Origin of the sequence: Lysinibacillus sp. UBA5994, assembly GCF_002429725.1 — a bacterium.
GTDB lineage: Bacteria > Bacillota > Bacilli > Bacillales_A > Planococcaceae > Lysinibacillus > Lysinibacillus capsici.
The window spans coordinates 194,378-212,059 of the sequence record NZ_DJAU01000012.1 but is presented as its reverse complement, the minus strand read 5'-3'; the positions used below and the strand labels follow the sequence as shown (position 1 = coordinate 212,059).

At 38.4% G+C, this 17,682-nt stretch carries 18 protein-coding genes; 1 reads left to right on the top strand and 17 read right to left on the bottom strand.

Features of this window, described 5'->3' with window-relative positions:
- Positions 1-11 precede the first annotated feature (11 nt).
- From B3D98_RS03550 to B3D98_RS03520, 7 genes are all read right to left on the bottom strand, one after another.
- A complete protein-coding gene (locus B3D98_RS03550; protein WP_054548766.1) occupies positions 12-620 on the bottom strand; it encodes a histidine phosphatase family protein in 609 nt (202 codons plus the stop codon).
- A complete protein-coding gene (locus B3D98_RS03545; RefSeq protein ID WP_054548767.1) occupies positions 617-1,711 on the bottom strand; it encodes a pyridoxal phosphate-dependent aminotransferase in 1,095 nt (364 codons plus the stop codon). Before B3D98_RS03545 ends, B3D98_RS03550 begins: the two co-directional genes overlap by 4 nt.
- A complete protein-coding gene (gene cbiB / locus B3D98_RS03540; RefSeq protein WP_288580647.1) occupies positions 1,698-2,654 on the bottom strand; it encodes an adenosylcobinamide-phosphate synthase CbiB in 957 nt (318 codons plus the stop codon). The genes B3D98_RS03545 and cbiB overlap by 14 nt, the downstream gene beginning before the upstream one ends.
- Entirely contained in the window at positions 2,651-3,334 is a 684-nt protein-coding gene (locus tag B3D98_RS03535; protein WP_288580645.1) for an adenosylcobinamide amidohydrolase, read from the bottom strand. The genes cbiB and B3D98_RS03535 overlap by 4 nt, the downstream gene beginning before the upstream one ends.
- A gap of 204 nt (positions 3,335-3,538) precedes the next feature.
- Complete coding sequence (locus B3D98_RS03530; protein WP_048390624.1) at positions 3,539-3,724, bottom strand: hypothetical protein; 186 nt, start codon at positions 3,722-3,724, stop codon at positions 3,539-3,541.
- A 104-nt stretch (positions 3,725-3,828) separates the two neighbouring features.
- On the bottom strand, positions 3,829-5,187 hold the full coding sequence (locus B3D98_RS03525) for an aspartate kinase (protein WP_048390622.1): 1,359 nt from the start codon (positions 5,185-5,187) through the stop codon (positions 3,829-3,831).
- A 464-nt stretch (positions 5,188-5,651) separates the two neighbouring features.
- Positions 5,652-6,404 carry a glucose 1-dehydrogenase gene (locus tag B3D98_RS03520; protein ID WP_004228793.1) on the bottom strand — a complete coding sequence of 251 codons (753 nt, stop codon included), beginning with the start codon at positions 6,402-6,404 and terminating at the stop codon, positions 5,652-5,654.
- Positions 6,405-6,606: 202 nt separating this feature from the next.
- Between B3D98_RS03520 and B3D98_RS03515 the strand changes: the two genes are divergently transcribed.
- Positions 6,607-7,218 carry a TetR/AcrR family transcriptional regulator gene (locus B3D98_RS03515; RefSeq protein ID WP_009371039.1) on the top strand — a complete coding sequence of 204 codons (612 nt, stop codon included), beginning with the start codon at positions 6,607-6,609 and terminating at the stop codon, positions 7,216-7,218.
- An 80-nt stretch (positions 7,219-7,298) separates the two neighbouring features.
- Here B3D98_RS03515 and B3D98_RS03510 read toward each other — a convergent pair whose 3' ends face one another.
- The 10 genes from B3D98_RS03510 to B3D98_RS03465 all read right to left on the bottom strand — a co-directional run bounded on the left by B3D98_RS03510 (position 7,299) and on the right by B3D98_RS03465 (position 16,963).
- A complete protein-coding gene (locus B3D98_RS03510) occupies positions 7,299-8,144 on the bottom strand; it encodes a nucleotidyltransferase (RefSeq protein ID WP_288580641.1) in 846 nt (281 codons plus the stop codon).
- A gap of 107 nt (positions 8,145-8,251) precedes the next feature.
- The gene (gene topB / locus B3D98_RS03505; protein ID WP_288580638.1) at positions 8,252-10,381 is read right to left on the bottom strand and encodes a type IA DNA topoisomerase; all 2,130 of its coding nucleotides are present in this window, start codon (positions 10,379-10,381) and stop codon (positions 8,252-8,254) included.
- Between the two features lie 163 nt (positions 10,382-10,544).
- Positions 10,545-11,645, bottom strand: a complete 1,101-nt coding sequence (locus tag B3D98_RS03500; RefSeq protein WP_288580635.1) for an alpha/beta hydrolase — start codon at positions 11,643-11,645, stop codon at positions 10,545-10,547.
- A 528-nt stretch (positions 11,646-12,173) separates the two neighbouring features.
- Complete coding sequence (locus B3D98_RS03495) at positions 12,174-12,491, bottom strand: hypothetical protein (protein WP_054548773.1); 318 nt, start codon at positions 12,489-12,491, stop codon at positions 12,174-12,176.
- 147 nt (positions 12,492-12,638) lie between these two features.
- Entirely contained in the window at positions 12,639-13,463 is an 825-nt protein-coding gene (locus B3D98_RS03490; RefSeq protein WP_288581086.1) for a copper amine oxidase N-terminal domain-containing protein, read from the bottom strand.
- 219 nt (positions 13,464-13,682) lie between these two features.
- The gene (locus tag B3D98_RS03485; RefSeq protein WP_288580632.1) at positions 13,683-14,798 is read right to left on the bottom strand and encodes a hypothetical protein; all 1,116 of its coding nucleotides are present in this window, start codon (positions 14,796-14,798) and stop codon (positions 13,683-13,685) included.
- The gene (locus B3D98_RS03480) at positions 14,785-15,282 is read right to left on the bottom strand and encodes an RNA polymerase sigma factor (protein WP_016994968.1); all 498 of its coding nucleotides are present in this window, start codon (positions 15,280-15,282) and stop codon (positions 14,785-14,787) included. Before B3D98_RS03480 ends, B3D98_RS03485 begins: the two co-directional genes overlap by 14 nt.
- A gap of 243 nt (positions 15,283-15,525) precedes the next feature.
- Positions 15,526-16,029: a hypothetical protein gene (locus B3D98_RS03475; protein ID WP_131519913.1), complete on the bottom strand. Its 504-nt coding sequence runs from the start codon at positions 16,027-16,029 to the stop codon at positions 15,526-15,528.
- Between the two features lie 106 nt (positions 16,030-16,135).
- Entirely contained in the window at positions 16,136-16,642 is a 507-nt protein-coding gene (locus B3D98_RS03470) for a GNAT family N-acetyltransferase (protein ID WP_083225430.1), read from the bottom strand.
- A 90-nt stretch (positions 16,643-16,732) separates the two neighbouring features.
- Entirely contained in the window at positions 16,733-16,963 is a 231-nt protein-coding gene (locus tag B3D98_RS03465; protein ID WP_066038523.1) for a hypothetical protein, read from the bottom strand.
- Between the last annotated feature and the right edge of the window lie 719 nt (positions 16,964-17,682).

Below are 17,682 nucleotides of genomic sequence, written 5' to 3'. Positions count from 1 at the left end.
TAGGACACCTCCTATTGTAAATGATGTAAATTACCAATATCCTTCACAAGCCATTGTTGACCTTGCCGTTCAATCACTGTCACACTTGTCCCATGAATGTATGGGGCCGCCCATAGCTCACTAATACTGCGCTGTAAAATAGCATTGATAATGCATTTAATCGTTACAGCGTGGGAGACAATGAGGATCGTTTCATTGTGATGTTGGGCTGCTATTTTTTTTAATGTAAACATCGCTCTTTCTGTTACAGCTCCAAAGCTTTCTGTATGACTCGCCACAAACTGCGCAGGGTAGTTCGTATATAGCTCATAATCAAGCTTATGTGTCGCCAGTATATCGTCGATTGTCTGCCCCTGCCATTTCCCTAAAAAGATCTCCCGTAAATCATCTTCATAGGCAATAGGCAGCTTGCGATTGGCCATCAAAATAGCCATCGTCTCTCTTGCACGACCACTTGAACTACAATAAGCAGCGGTAAAAGGAATCTGTTGCAGTTGCTTGTGAAGTTTTTCAGCCGCTGCTCTACCGTTTTCCGTTAATGGAGAATCCAGCCACCCCTGTAGTCGATGCTCCTGATTCCATTGTGTTTCCCCATGTCTTACTAGATAAAAAGTTGTCACTTTTCTCTCCCCTTATTTAGGTTAAACCACGTTTGTAGACAATTATGTAAAGATGTCATGGCTGCAATGTCTTTTATGCCAATACGGAACCACTCACCCTGCAAGCCTTGAAAGTTTTTTGTGTGACGCAGCACAACCCCCTGTGCAAGACAATAGGTGAAAAAGGCGTCTGCTTGCTGTGTTTTCGGTAAGGAGAAGCACACATAATTCGTCACACTATTCGTTACTTGGCAGCCATTGTCCTGTAAGTAACGATGCAGCCATTCCCTTTGCGCAGCGGCATAGGTAATTGCCTGCTGACAATAGTGCTGTTCGTCTAAACAGCTTGCCCCAATTACAAGCGCAAAGGCATTTAAATTCCAATGCGGTAGCATTTCTTTTAAGGCGCTCACAATTGTAGCATGCGCAACCAAATACCCAAGTCGTAAACCTGGAATCGCATACATTTTAGTCATCGAACGAACGACAATAACATGTGGGTTTTGGGCACTAAACTGAATCAGCGAATGCGCCTCATCTACCCAATCCATAAATGCCTCATCGATAACAAGCTCACAGTTAACGATTGCTCCGTGTGCGATTAAGGCGAGTAAATCTTCCTTATTTGGCAATACGCCAGTTGGATTATTAGGTGTACAAAGATAAACAGCATCTGCCGTCAACATTTCCTGCTGTAGCTGCTCTAATGGCAATGTGTAATTGATAAAATCTGTCACGACAATAGGAACGATCGTAGCACCTGCTGCACGCAATGTTCGCTCATACTCTGAAAAAGTTGGATGCACAATGATGACACGCTTATTGGCATAGCGTCTTGCTAGTACACTAAAAAGCTCTGAAGCCCCATTGCCTAGTAAAATCGTATTCTTTGCTACTTGATGAAAAGCAGCGACCTTCGTTAAAAAAGGCTCCCCATCTGGATCTGGATAGCGCTGAATTAGTGGATAAAAAGTACGCCAACGTGCCTCCACAAAGGCTGGTGGTCCTGCCGCATTGACATTTTCGCTGAAATCATACACCACCTCAGGCATCGTTAAGCCTAATTGCTGATAAACATTTTGCGGATTTGCTCCGTGATTAGGTAACCGCATAAATTAACACCTCCACTGCTAACATAACAAGCGCAAACAGTACTGTGGCAATACGCATATGAATAATGGACGTTGCAATATGCTCTTTCGTTAATGGCACTAATTTTTCCCCCATAATTGCTCGATGAGAAACAACGCCCTGATACGTATTTTTTCCTCCTAGCTGTACACCAAGCTGCACTGCAGTCGCTGCCTCTAAATAGCCACTATTTGGACTAGGATGTTTCTTAGCGTCCTGTACCCAACGCTTTAAGCGCTTGCCAAGCGAACGATCTGTTTCATTTTTCGTACCAAGCACGATCAGTAAGCCTGTAATGCGACTTGGAATAAAATTCAGGACATCATCAAGCTTGGCTGAAAACATACCAAAGTCTTTATATTTTTCATTTTTATAGCCCACCATCGAATCTAAGGTATTGACAGCCTTATAGCCCCATAAACCAATTGCCCCAAATAGAAAGGCATAAAAGAGTGGAGCTGTCACACCATCACCTGTATTCTCAGAAACCGTTTCTACCACACCACGCACAATTTCATCCTCACCTAGTTTATCGGTATCACGTCCGACAATCCAAGACAGCTTAACACGTGCTTCGGAAAAATCCCCTTTGACAAGCGGCTCATAGACAGCCATCGCCGCCTCCTTCAAGCTCCGCTGTGCCAGTCCGATACCAATCAGCAGACCCTCTACAAGGATGCCAAAAATGATACTCACCTGATAGCTTAGTAATAGAATTAGCGTCACCACAAACATGGTCGTGCCAACAACAGCAAGTGCCATCACTGTCCCACGTAGCTTGCGCCATTTGCCCTTATTCCATAAAGCTGTTTGCGATTGAATCAAGTGTCCAATCCAGCGTACAGGATGAGGAAGCTTCGGAGGGTCCCCTACTACTAAATCAAAAATAAGCCCTATGATGCAGGCAATCACGATAGCAATCATTTAGACCTCTCCTCTTTATCTTTTTTGTATTTTCTAACCGCCTCACACAACGTTTCATAAACACCATAGCCAATGACCTTACCAAGCATAGTGATGGGACCTGCATATTGATGGAAGTCCCCTTCTTCTGTCGAGGCAATAAGCAAGCTATCAGTAGATGTACCTGTAGCTAGCGTGCCTGTCGTAGGATCTGTAACACCCTCATCTACTAAAGCCTTGACCTTGGCTTCCGTAGTTGAAATCATTGCCTGAAAAAGTGCCTCATCAGACAGCTTCCCATTGATCAGTACCCAAGTATTAATGGTGCCTGCATGGTACTGCTCCTCTCGTTGAAAAGCACGGGTAATATCCACCGCATTGCCAAGCCCTGCGGTAATCATAATGACAAGGTGGATTCCCTCATATGTAAAGTCACGAATAGTCGCAAACTTGGCTTGGACAGCCGTCATCATAGCCACTGTATTGTCATGCGGGAAATGCTGTGCCTGCAAAAACTGCAGCAATTCCTGATGTGGCTGTCGTTCATCATAGGTAATAGGCACCGTTCGATTCATCAGATGCGTATAATGACCGAAGCCTGGGTTATGCATGGCTGAGGATACAACCTTCATGGCTGAAGCTGTTTGAAGGGCAACATAATCGTCAAAAATATGAATGCAATCCTTAGTAAGTATAGGCAATCAATCGCCTCCTCGCGATAAAGTTATGACGGAACATAAAAAAACAAATTCTTACAAAGAAGAATTTGTACGGTCGATTCTTTATTAAAATTTGAACCTTCTGAACATTTGTACAGAATAACAACTTCATAATACTCAAATTATTTATTTTCTTTGAAATTGTATCATAACTTTGGCTATTGTCACAATTCCATTTTCAAAGTGTTATTGCTGCTTTTGTTTGAGATTCTTAAAGCGGATGACAGAGCCGACGATAATAAAGACCCACCCAATGCCTATGTAAACAATTTTCATTGTTTTTGTCGATGACGGTAAAATATCCATAATCGTTAAACAGACAAAAAGTATCCCGATGATTGAAAAAAGCATACCGATTGTTAAATTCTTCACGAATAACCCTCCCAACTATGTACGCCCTCGATTTTACCGTATTCTCGGCAAAAAGAAAACACTAATCCAAGCAAGAAACACTTGGATTAGTGACGATTGTGTCATTATGCTTTTGCATGGGCAAAAAACTCTTCATATAACGCTTGTAAAATGCGGTTTTCATATTCCTGAAGGACACCAAACACGAGGCTCACTTCAGAAGAACCTTGATTGATCATTTCAATATTTGCGCCAGTTTTTGAAATCGCTGTGGCAGCACGGGCAGCTAATCCTGTGTTATGACGCATCCCTTCGCCCACAATCACGATCATGGAAAAACCGTGACGCATTTCTACATACTCTGCATGTAGCTCTTCTTTCACACGACTAAGAATGCGTGCTTCATTTTCTGGTGTTAGTTGATTCGAACGCATGATGACAGAAATATCGTCTAAACCAGATGGTGTGTGTTCATAAGAAATATTTTCATCTTCTAAAATTTGGAGTAGCTTACGTCCAAAGCCTACCTCACGATTCATCAAATATTTAGAGACATATAAAGTTGAAAAGCCACTGTCTGCCGAAATACCTGTAACTGGACGACCTGTTGCAGGACGGCTTGGTACAATACGTGTACCTGGGGCTGATGGATTATTTGTATTTTTTATGTTAACGGGCACCCCAATCTTGTAGACAGGCATTAACGCTTCATCATGGAACACTGAAAAGCCTGCATATGATAATTCGCGCATTTCGCGATACGTAATTTCTTTAATTTCCACTGGATCGTTGACGACTTTCGGATTCGCGGAGAACACACAATCCACATCCGTAAAGTTTTCATACAGCTCCGCTTCAACGGCTGCTGCTAAAATAGAGCCTGTAATATCAGAGCCACCGCGGTCAAATGTTCGCAATACGCCCGCTTTAGTGTAACCGAAGAACCCTGGGAACACAATAATTTCTTTTGTGTCTTTTAAAGGGGCTAAATTAGCATACGCTTCAGGTAATGCAAAGGTTCTTTCTGGTAAATCATTGACCACTAAACCTTCTTTAGGACTGACATAGCGTGCGGGCATACCAATGGCATTAAAGTAAGCTGCAATAAGCTTGGCGTTATTATCTTCACCTGCTGCTTTAATACTATCGATGAATAATTCCACATTTGTTTTGTCACCTTGTACACGTTCACGTAAATCTTCTGCGATTACGTCACAAATGGCATTATCTAGCCCCAAACCATCAGCAATCGCTCTAAAACGATCCACAACAGTTTGCAATTTTTCCTCTGTATTCTCTTGTAGTAACGCTGCATTTGCTAATTGTATTAATAGGTCAGTTACTTTTATATCGTCACCAGAACGTTTCCCTGGTGCTGAAACGGCAACAATCTTACGCGCCGGATTAGATTTTACAATGTTTGCTACTTTTTGTATTTGTTCTGCACTTGCTACAGATGTTCCACCAAATTTACACACGATCATATCTATCAAATCCTAACTTTTTCAAATTAATTGTATTCCTCCACAAAACAATTGACTGTACACAGTGTACAAATTATCGTTTCCTACGTCAATACAATTTAAAAAATTCACGCAATTTTTCGAGAAATATGGACAATTTTCGTACTGTTTGATTTATTATACGGATTTCACATGAAATAGTTAAGGTTTTTGTGAATTTTTTTTCGTGACGTTCACATAATCGTGAAATTTTCGGTTTTGACTTTCTTCTATATAAATGAAGAAAACGCTTACTCCATTTATGATATGCACAAATATCCACTATGTCTGTGCTATTTTTGTATGTATCGTTGATTCCTTCAGCAAGGCTTTTTCTTTTATTTATGAGGTTTTTCGCTCGTTCTTGAGGCCTTTATGGAGTGACTGTGGATATAAAAAAACTAGGCTCACGTCGAGTGATGCCTAGTTTTGATTTTGCTATTGGATTAAATGGCTGTCCAGCCGCCATCGATTACGAGCTCTGCGCCTGTCATAAAGCGGGATTCGTCTGACGCTAAGAACACTACGCCATAAGCTACATCTTCAGGTTCACCGAAGTATGGTAATTGCGTGTAAGCTTGATAGTATGGCAATGCACCGCCCTCTTCCATCGTAGGCGCTGTCATTGGTGTTACAATAATGCCTGGATGAACAGAATTCACACGAATTTTATCTTTACCATATTCAATCGCAGCCGATTTAGAAAGCACACGAAGCGCTCCTTTTGCTGCTGTATAAGGGCTTGTACCAGCCATTCCCACGATTCCACCGATCGAAGAAATATTGATAATTGAACCACCGCCAGCTTTTTGCATTTCAGGAATCACATATTTCATGCCAATGATACAACCATTCAGGTTAATATCCATAATTTTATTCCATTCAGCCATTTCCATGTTGGCAATTGTTTTAGGTGATGAAACGCCCGCATTGTTGACGAGGATATCCACTTTGCCATATGCCTTTACAGCCTCGGCAATCACTGCTTTCCACTCATCCTCAGAAGTAACATTATGTTGAAGACCAATAATGTCCCCACCATTTTCTTTAATTTCTTTTACTAAATTATTCAAGGGCTCGATTTGTACATCTGTTGCAATGACCTTTGCGCCTTCTTGTGCAAATAGTTTTGCCTCAGAAGCGCCCATTCCCATTGCTGCTCCTGTAATAATTGCTACTTTCCCATTTAAACGACCCATCATAAAACTCCCTTTCTTCTATATAAATGAACAATTCGTGAACACGTTAACAACTAGTTGTATTATCGACACGGTGTCGTTAATATAATTATAACGCGCAATTGAAAAAGGGCAAACAACACCAAAGCCCATAATGATGCTTTCACAACACTTGCAATCGGACTGTTGTTTAAATAGAAAATTTAATACAAGGAGCTTCAAAATGTCGAAAAAAATGGACCCTCGCGTCATCAGAACGCGCCAATTATTAAGAGATGCACTAGTGGCATTAATTGATGAACAAGGCTATGAAAAGATTACGGTACAAGATATTACACAACGGGCTACATTAAACCGTGCCACTTTTTATTTACATTACCGTGATAAATTAGACCTTCTCTATCAAAGCTCAGAAGAAGCCTTGCATGAGCTTGTAAGTAGTATCCATCCACCCTTCGAAGAGAAGAAGGATTTTGATTTATTACCAAATTATGACCAGCCACATGAGACATTTATGCATTTATTTGAACAAATAGCGCTGAATAGTAAGCTATACAAGGTCTATCTCACAGAAAAAAATATCCCTTATTTCTCCGATGGTCTTAAAGACATTATTATCAATTTTGTCTCGAGCGGCATTCAAATGATGGAGCCTGACGACCAAAAGCTGACCGTGCCGCGCGAAATGGCCGTCCGTTTTTATGCAGCCGCCTTTCTTGAAGTAATCGTCTGGTGGTTAGAAAATGATATGCCCTATACCCCCAAATTTATGGCGACCCAGTTAATGCGTATTACCATTAAAGGCCCTTATATTGACAACCCTTTTGAAAGATAAAGCAGAACACCAAATTTCAATTAACAACAAAAGGTAATCACAACGCAAATGTGATTACCTTTCTCTATTTGTCTCGAAAGTTATATGATTTTCATGTTTAATTCTCTAGTAGGGTTATAGAATTGTAACCATTTCTCCGCTTCACTGACCATCCACGTTCCAAATTCATTTAAAAACAATAACAAAACGTTCGTATCGATTATGGGTGTTATTGCATATTCAAGTGCCCTTCTCATGTCGCTTTCCTTGTCAGGGAAATATTCTGAGAACCGTTTGTAGGCGGGGAATAAATCCCTTGTATAGGTGTTTTCCTTCGTTATGACAAGTGCAAGTCCTGCTCTTACTATAATTTTCATAATCCACTTACAACAATCTTTAATATCCTCTCTATCCGAATTATCTTGAAGATCATCACAGGCATTTTTTATTTGCCCCTGCAAATGAATAAGGTGGTCATTCGCTAAAGCCTCGTTCGCTTTATATCTTGGTAATCGAGGTATTAAATCCTCTCCAAAGACACTTATACTATGGGTTTGGAGGATGAAACTAATGATTGAAAAAGATGTCGTATTTAAAATATCTTCTTTACCGAATACACTTAGCTCAATCCCATCTACACAATGATGGTTTTGAGTTAACGCTTGTTCTACTTCTTTTATCCGCTTTACCTGCTGTTTTTTAGGCTTATGCTTCGTAACCGCTATTGTGTCTAAGTCAGCTACTCCTTCAATACCTATACCCTTTGGAATCGATCCCCTTATATAAATGCTATGTAAGTCATCTTGGAGAAGGGTGCGATAGGTATGAACCACATCGTTGATGACAGCAAGAAAAATAGGGTTGATTTTATTCCAATCTGCATGATTAATAATGTATCCATCACTATCTGTCAGACATAAGCTGCCAATTTCTTTTATAGTCGTCATTACATCGCTCCTTTTAGGTGACTGATTTACTTAAAAATAGGATAGCATGTCCTATACAAACACACTATCCTACTTTCATGTTGGAAGTCCTTTGAAACTATCAGCATTTACTTTTCTTTAAATTCAAATTCAATTTTTCCTTCTACCAAACGTAGGGCTGCATTAAATTGTTTGCCATTCTTTGATTTAAAGCCTTTCATCATAGCAGTTTTCCCACTCTTACATAAATCATGGATGTTTTTTTCCGTTAGTTTTTTTCCTAATAGCCTTTGTGGGAACGTTTGCTTACAACCATTTTTATAATTCGAACATCCGTAAAAGCTTTTACGCAAGCCTATTTTCCCTTCCTTGCATGCTGGGCACATGGCAATATCTTTGACCACAGCTGGTTTAAACTGCTCTGCTTCAATTGTCAGTGACTCTAACTGTTTAGGCACCTCTGCTATTAGTTGATGAATAAACTTGCCTATGCTCTCAATAAAATGCTTGGCAGAGCCTTCCCCATGGCCAATTTTATGTAAGTAAATTTCCCATTTGGCCGTCATGGAAGGACTTGACAGTAATGTCCCTTCAATTGCCTGACATAAAAGCTGTCCTTTCGGTGTAATGCTCACGATATTTTTTCGTACTTCAATAAATCCATGCTTCTTAATCGTCTCGATAATGCCACTTCGAGTTGCTTCCGTCCCAATCCCTTCAATCGATTTCAGCACCTCGATTTCCTCTTCATCCTCAACCGATTTACCACAGGTTTTCATCATCGTAATGAGTTGACCTTCTGTATAGGGCTTCGGAGGTGTTGTCGTGCCTTCTAGTATAGCAATCTTACTTTGTACCAGCTCATCTTGGAAGACAACAGGTAAAGACTCCTCACGCGCCTGCACCTCTGTCTCATTTGAAAATAATTCTTTCCAGCCTTTGACAAGCTCTGTTTTCCCTACTGTTTTAAACTCTACATTTTTGACATTCGTGATAATCGTTTTTTCATCGTATTCATAATCCTGATGAAACATAGCGAGTGTCGTATTGAGGATTTCAAAATAAATATTTCGTTCATCAGCATTCATGGATTGCAACGCTTTGGCGGTCGGTATTTTTTTCGTTGGAATTATCGCATAGTGCTCCCCAACATTGGCACTGTCGACATAGCGCTTGTTCTTCCCTCTATTGATTGGCTGAAATGCTTTTCCCACGAGCTGCTGATAGTTTCCTAATGATTCATTTAAATAAGCAAACTCATTATGTGTAATGAGCTGTGAATCGGTACGTGGGTAAGAAACGAGTTTTTTCTCATAAAGTGATTGCGTAAGTTTCAACACATGTGATGGACTGTATTTCCAACGTTTATTGGCAGCCGCTTGTAAAGTTGATAGCGCATGTAGTTTAGGTGGTGCCATCCGCTTCGTTTTGTTCGTGACACTTGTAATGAGACCTGTATCATTCGGTTCAATCCCATGCTGTTGCAATAACTGCACTGCCTCAGCCCGCTCTTTTGTCTTTAGCTTCGCCTTCCCTTTATATACACCATGTTGAGCTTTAAATACCCCTTCAATTTCATAAAATTTTTCAGGCTTGAACTGTTCAATTTCCTGCTGTCTTTTATAAATTAAATAGACGGTTGGCGATTGTACTCGTCCGATGGAGATACTGCCCTTGAAGCCCTTTTTCTGCAACAGTAGCGTATAGAGGCGACTACAGTTCATACCCACTAGCCAATCGCTAATTTGACGCGTTTTGGCTTCTTGGTACATAAGCAAATCACGCTCATTACCTTGCATATGATTAAAACCTTTTCGGATTTCCTCCACTTCTAATGAATTGATCCATAATCGTTTAACTGGCTTATTTACTTTTGTCATTTTCAAAAGGGAGTAGAAGATATTTGAACCCTCACGTTCACTATCACAGCAGTTATAAATCATTGTTACTTGGGGATCACTAAAGATTTTTTTGACTGCATTGAATTGTGGATACGTTTTAGAGACCACTTTATCTTCAAATTTTTGCGGAATGATCGGTAATGAAGCAAGCGACCACTTCTCCCATTCCTTTTGATATTCTTTCGGCTCCTTTAATTCAACAAGATGACCCACCGCCCAGGTAATAACTGCACCATGAGGAAAAGTAGCACAAGGTTCCAGTTCAATAAAGGTTTTCTCTTTTTGCTTCACTTTAAAGGCGTCTGCATATGCTCTTGCTTGAGATGGTTTCTCTGCTAATATAGCAATTTTCCCCATTAATCATCACATCTTCTTTACAATATTTTAGTAGCTTTTTCTATAAAAACATAAAACTCAACTAATTAGATTAGTTGAGTTGATGGTGAATACCTTACTACTATTTTACTTTAAACCATATAAAATAGCACTTACTAAAATCTTTGAGCTCTTTTAAAGCGAATTATAAAGAAGCAAAAATTTTCTTTACCCATTCAAGGTATGCTCTCATATAGTATTCCTGCTTAAAGCCATGATTCTGGTCCTCTGCTACTATCACAGTCACATCCGCGTCTGCGTTTCGTGCAGATTGGATATACTCCTGTGGACCTTTTACCCCGATTGCTAAATCCTTTGTCCCATAAGCTATAAACTGAGGTATATGAGCTGTTCTGAAATGCGTAGATAAATCTGTCTGCTGCAAGAGCTCTTCACGTTTTTCTGGATTTCTGACATCTTCATCATTAAAAGAAGCAAAGAGCATGGGCACATTATAGCGATACGTCAATGCAGGGTAAATCATAGCAGCGGATGCTACTTGATCATCAACAGCATCAATGGCATCAGGCTGATAACTAGCAGGAAACAGTTTTTCTCCCTGAATGAGGTTAATAAAGCTACCCGTTTGATAGCCTCCAGCACTAAAACCTATTAAACCAATTCGATCTGGATGGAGACCATAATCATTGGCATGATAACGTAGAAATCGGACGGCACGCTGAACATCTAGCTGTGGAATAGGCCACTCATAGGGATTGGAACGATAGTGGAGAACGAATGCATTAATACCTACTTTATTTAATGATGCAGCTACTTCCTTTCCTTCCGCTGTTCCTCCATCCATTTCCTTAAAGCCATAACCACCACCTGGCATAATAATGACGGCACTGTCACTGTTCGCTACCGTATAAGGAATCAGATAGGGCTCATCTTCATAGGTTGATTTTTCATAGCCCCCTTCAATTTCATGGACATAGGTAAAGGTATCAATGGCCGCTTCATTGTCTTTATAGTCTTCTCCCACAATGCCAGTGGAAAATTTGAATGTCGCCAAAAGTCTGTTAGGATTGCCCTTAATATTCATATCGTCAAGTTTACTTCCCGAATGATTACCTGCCACTTCTTCTCCCCAAATCTCCACCTTGTCTTCAATATCCGCAACTGGCTTGCCTGGTTTATTTCCTAACGGATTAATCACAAGAATAGCGTATCCAACCCCCATAAACAAAGTCAGTATAACTAGAAGGATTCCTGCTATCTTGGCTATTTTCTTCGCTACCCTCATCATCATAACCCCCATTAAATTTACTTATGTATCGTTTACTATTTATTATCTCGGGTAAAGGATTATTAACCTTTAGCTCATTCTTTAGCAAATAACGATTGAAGATCTTGTATAGCATCAATATAAGGTTGTATTCTTCCATTTTCTAAAGGATTAAAGTGACCCTTTAGAGGAAGCATGACGTATTCCTTACTAAAGAAATGTCTGAAGACCACAAATTTTTTAAAAACTGCATACGTACCTTGTAATGACGTAAACTATAAAAACACAACAATAATTCTTTCGGAATATGAGGTAGATATTGTAAAAAAGAAGGAGGGATACGATGTTTGATGAAGCTGCATATTTTATTTTTAGAGCACTATTAATTTTAACTGTTTTGGTTGTTGTGGTTGGAATCCCACTTGGTGAAACACTGATTAGAAAAAAATAAAACTGCATCTAAATGGATGCAGTTTTTGATTTTTATCCTACTTTGTGTCGGTAATAGATTTTGGGATTGTTGAAATAATGAACTATATAGAAGTCTTAGAATGGATTTTCACCTTTTATAAAAGGAATAAAAACTACATAATTTGAACCAATAAAAATGAGCCAAAAGAGTACGGATGTACGTCGCTGTTTAAAGATATTACTTTCCTGAAAAATAAAAATACCGACAATCAACGAGTATAAGACGAATAAAATATACGATAATCCAAACCAGTTTACCCATACGTCACCTGTAAATTGAATTCCAAAATTCTCGTATATAGGTCTTAAAATATAAGTTGTGAAAAGTAAACCAATCGATAGAATTACAATGATTTCGAGTAAACTAAGTACAACTTTCTTCCATTCATCCAAATAAATTACCTCATTTCTTCTGACAACATGAAAATATAAACCTGCGTAATGGTACAAACAAAGTTGCAATGTTGTTTAAGTAGAAAAAGGCTCTACTCCTTATTAAAGTAAGTCCGTTAAAACAATAGTAAAACACTATCATCCACCTTATGGAACTGTATTACTCATAACCGTCACAAAGCCGTTCAACGAGGCTGTATCAATTAATTGAAGTATTCCCAGTCTTGCGGTATCACTGTAGACATACCAATGATTTGCAGTAGTATCATGCACCAAAACTCCGCCCAAGTCCCCCGTGGAAAAATAAATATCAAACCGTTTGATACTGTTCGAGTCTTGGTCTAAAAAATCAAATTGCGCATTTTTATCATAGTCTCCTACTGGAATGGGATGAGAATTCCAAGGATTATAAGTAGGTGCTTCGATTTTACTTCCATTATTTTTTATAAAAGTATTATAAATAGCTTCGTTATAACCATTCCCATTGATTTGCTGTACGACTCCGCCTAATGTCATATGATATTCGTATTGCAATGCTTTTACTTTTATACCATCAATAAAGAGAGGCTGTGTCTCAACTGTTACTGTACCGTTTTTGTAAGTGATATTGCTGCCAAATGTTTCGGCAAGAAAACGCATCGGAACAAAAGTACGATTATTCTTCATATATGGCTTTACATCAAGCGTTTCTGTTTTACCGTTTTTCACCACTTGATTACGATTAAGTTTTAGTGTTACCTGTATATCGTTTTTAGTAAGAGTGATTTGGGCATCCGTCCATACAACATTTACCCCTAAATTTTCACTAATTACACGTAAAGGAACCATTGTCCGATTACTTTTAACTTCTGGATTTACATCAGATGCAATTGTAACACCGTCAACTTTTATTTGAAAATCGGCTGCATATGCCGGTGACGAAGTCATGATTAGAATCAACCCAAGAAAAATTCCTGAGAACACTTTTTTCAACATTGAACACTCCTTTTCTTAAAACTCACTATTCTCCCCAAAAATACATTCCACTAAATATTTTACCATAAAAATCCACCTATATCGTTAAACTATCCTGCTCTTTATTCAATCTACATGACCTATAAAAGAAGACGCGTTTCGAAATAAACGCGTCCGATTGTTAGATAAAGATACTGATGAAAATTATCAACTAGAATTGATGTCCTTTCTAAAAACCTAATAAATTCCCCTACTAAAGGCTGGCTGCCAAATTCCTTGGGCATTTTTCTCCATACCTAGCTCTGTTGGTCCTTCAAGTGAAATAAATTTTACAACACCTGTTGTATCTGTTTGTTGCTCAAACTCCGCATGTTCTAGCCCAGCAAAGAGGTTTGCAATAATAAGGCGATTTATTTCCTTTGTAAACAACTCCTGACGTACGAATTTCGTTTTCTCATAATATCTTCGAATACTTTCTGTTTCTTCGTTCTTATTTGTTGTAAACAATGCTTCGTATGTTTCATAATCTTTTTCAATATCACTCATTAAAAACATTTTAGTAATCGCTTGGGGTGTCAGATTTTTTAACTTTTCAATATTATAATCCGCTTTAAAGGCATCAAAAACTTGCTGCTCCTGTTCAGACAATTCAAATGTTAGCTCAAAATTTTGGAAGCCTACGACCTTACCGACTAATTGCCCCTCACTAATTTTCATAATCGTATGGCCTTCGTCACTGTCATAAACAACCATTTCTTTTTCTTTCGCAGAAATCGATTTGTCATTGAATGGCGCTGGTCTTGTTCCAAAGTTATGAAAAAAGTAAGGGTTTTTCAATGGGTCATTGATATCCTCTTTTTTTATTTGCTCATTTAATCCATGTACTTTTAATGGGGTATCCTCTACTAAAATTTGCCCTTGCTTCATTGTTACATGATCATTCCCTAATCCTAATACAGTTGAAACGACAAGCCCATCCGTTCCATAAAAAGCAATATAATCTCCATACGTAATGGGGGCTTCCTTATCGATAATCATTGGTAAAAAATGCAGCATCCATTGTTTTCCAAGTAGATGGGCATATTTAGGTTGAATGATGTCTAACGAAGAAACATCATCGACAATCGGTAGTAGCTCATTTTGCTGACTTGCGGTTTGTAGGTTATTCTTTTGAGAAAACTCAACGAATAGCATTAACCCAATAATGAAACAAGCTGCAATAGATACGGTGACAACCTGCCAGTTAAACTTTCTTTTTATGGGTTTCTTTTGCAATATACGTTGCTTGATGTCGTTTGTAAATGGGGCATCTTGTCGCAATTCTTCTTTTAGCTTGTCTTTAAATTCCTTCATAAAATATTGCCTCCAGTTCCGGATTTGTTTTCAACAATTCTCTCGCTCGACGAATCCTTGTACGAACGGTGTTTTGTGAGACGTTTAATAAACTAGCAATTTCAGAAACATCAAATTCTTCATAATAAAACAGTACAATGACTTCCCTATAATGAAGTGGTAATGCAAAGACAATTTGCTTTAAAGTTGCAAAATCTTCAGTTGCTATATATGTTTGCTCTACGGAGGGTTCAGTTCTACCTAGTGGTAAAAGCTTTGAAATAAATGATTTTCTCTTTTGTTTACGTAGTTCATCGTGACAGCAATTAATAGCGATACGGGTTAAATACGTTTTCAATGAAGCATCTTTTCTAAAATCGTCTTTATGTAATAAGTACTTCATGAGTACGTCCTGTGTAATCTCCTCTGCAAGCTGAAAATCCTTCATATATAAATAGCTAAGATGATACAAATATTCACCATATTGTTCTACGATTTGTTCCAACAACAACTCACCTCGTTTCAATCCTACTACTTAGACGCTCGTTTTCTAAAAAATTGTTCAATCTCCTGGAAATATTTTAGAGTAGCCTTTTTATCAAGATTGCAGTAGTATGCAATGCACTTCTAGATGATGCAACAGTACCTATGTATTAGATGGGCTTACTGATAATGGCCCTTTTCATGAAGAAAGACGCTTTTCTATTATTTCAGAAAAGCGTCCCAGAAGATCGTTATTCAACTTTACCTATAGTTCGTTCAAGAAGGACTGTTCTTTTTTCGATTTGTTAAATAAATCTACTCTTTCTTTTATACTTTCGTTCTTACTAGTATCCCACCATTCAACGACCACATAAATCTCATGTATATCTTTCAGTGTAATAAAGTCACCATTTTTATTGATGTATGGCCCTGCAATAGCACCAGTTGTATATTCTGCTATATTCGTCTCACCAGTAACTGAATCAGTATGAACTACTGAATCATCACTTTCGATAACCACATGCGTTTCAAAGTGGAAGAAATCTGTCATATACGTATTGACGTTTTTCATTTTTAAGGTCCCAAATCCTGCTTTAAAGTCTTCTGGTGTTATAACAATTTCATACCCAGTTAGATTCCAGCTTTCACTTTCACCCATCAATAATAAATAATAAGTATTACCACTTTTTTGAGCATTGCAGCCAGATAGTACAAAGAACGACAACATCAAATAAATGCAAGGCACTAAACCTTTTATATATTTCTTCATTCGATCCTCCTTTGAAAAATGAATGCAATTCAATTCTTTAAAAGAAAAAGACACGTTCCTAAATAAACGCGCCCTTTTCTGGAATAAAAAATGAGTTACTAACTATTCATAAACTTTTGTAGGCAACTTGAACGATTTGTTGTTCACCATTCTTCTCAAAAATCTTATAATTTTCCATCCCGATTTTTTCCGCAACTTTTTGGGATGGGATATTTTTTAAGGTCGTGTATGAAAATATTTCAGAATAGCCCAGAACATTCCATGCATATTCCTTACAAGCAGATGCCGCTTCTGTCGCATACCCCTTATTCCAATACGCTTTAATAATGTGAAAACCGATTTCAGGTAACCATACACCGTCAATGTTTTGCATGGTTATTCCACAATCACCGATAAATAGATCTCCTTCTTTTAAAACAACTGCCCATAGTCCGTGATTATATTGCTTATAATTTTTCTCATTCCATCTGATCCAATTTTTAACCTCTTCTTGATTAAAGGGATGAGGGTAATATTGCATAGATTCGGGGTCGGAAAGCACTTTTGATAATTCATGATGATCGTCCATTTTTAACGCTCTAAGGTATAATCGTTCCGTCTCGATTATCTTCAAAATACCCACCCTTTGCTTTTAATATATTTTGCTACAATATTTCATTTAGAAATGTGCAGTACCTGTTTTTACCCATTTGAAGCCAAAAAGTTACCCAAAGTAATGATGGACACACCAAACAACAAGAAACAGACTTACGATCCCCCAAGCAGTGGTACTCCATATCCACCAAACTACAGATCTTGCTTTTGATGAATTTCCCTCTTCTTCCATATTCAATTTTATAAAAGCGACCTTACTTTCCATATCTTTTTTCATAGAAGCGAGCACAACAAATCCAATTATTATGAAACCAATAGTTACCCAAAGTAGTAGGTCCACCTTTACACTCCCTTTATAGAATTGAATTTCACCGCAATTTATTATAATAATTAGATACTACAAAGATAACAATATACCTTGTGTTAATTCAAGTGCGTTTAAGTATATCATGTATTAAAATGCTGAAACTTAAAGTGCCAGAAGCTTTGTTTGGAAACTTTACTTAAAAGAATGTTATTCAACAATTGGACCCAATGTTAAGATAAACACGCAAATGTAAGATGTATTGCTTTACTCAACAATATGACCCTTAAATGAAAAGGAGCAAAATAGATGGCCCTATCCCTCACTTTGCCTACTCTATCCATCACTTTTCACGTTGTATCCGCTACTTTTCATGTTTTAACCACTACTTCAGAGCCTATCCCTCACTTTGCCTACTCTATCCATCACTTTTCACGTTGTATCCGCTGCTTTTCATGTTTTAACCGCTACTTCAGAGCCTATCCCTCACTTTGGCTGCTCTATCCCTCACTTTGCCTGCTCTATCCATCACTTTTCACGTTGTATCCGCTACTTTTCATGTTTTAACCGCTACTTTAGAGCCTATTCCTCACTTTGCCTGCTCTGCCATTTGAGTGGTTGAACTAGAGTCATAAAATAAACCGACCCAATGGATCCGCCAAGTGCAATTAATTGCATGTGACGCGTACTTAATTCCCGCTTTAGTTGTGAATCTTGATGATTATCTTTCATAATGCTTACTCCTCATACGTTTA

Coding starts and splice junctions, on each gene's coding strand:
- B3D98_RS03545 (WP_054548767.1), bottom strand. CDS start 1,711: ATGCGGTTACCTAATCACGGAGCAAATCCGCAAAATGTTTATCAGCAA.
- cbiB (WP_288580647.1), bottom strand. CDS start 2,654: ATGATTGCTATCGTGATTGCCTGCATCATAGGGCTTATTTTTGATTTA.
- B3D98_RS03525 (WP_048390622.1), bottom strand. CDS start 5,187: ATGATCGTGTGTAAATTTGGTGGAACATCTGTAGCAAGTGCAGAACAA.
- B3D98_RS03520 (WP_004228793.1), bottom strand. CDS start 6,404: ATGGGTCGTTTAAATGGGAAAGTAGCAATTATTACAGGAGCAGCAATG.
- B3D98_RS03515 (WP_009371039.1), top strand. CDS start 6,607: ATGTCGAAAAAAATGGACCCTCGCGTCATCAGAACGCGCCAATTATTA.
- B3D98_RS03510 (WP_288580641.1), bottom strand. CDS start 8,144: ATGACGACTATAAAAGAAATTGGCAGCTTATGTCTGACAGATAGTGAT.
- topB (WP_288580638.1), bottom strand. CDS start 10,381: ATGGGGAAAATTGCTATATTAGCAGAGAAACCATCTCAAGCAAGAGCA.
- B3D98_RS03500 (WP_288580635.1), bottom strand. CDS start 11,645: ATGAGGGTAGCGAAGAAAATAGCCAAGATAGCAGGAATCCTTCTAGTT.
- B3D98_RS03485 (WP_288580632.1), bottom strand. CDS start 14,798: ATGAAGGAATTTAAAGACAAGCTAAAAGAAGAATTGCGACAAGATGCC.
- B3D98_RS03475 (WP_131519913.1), bottom strand. CDS start 16,029: ATGAAGAAATATATAAAAGGTTTAGTGCCTTGCATTTATTTGATGTTG.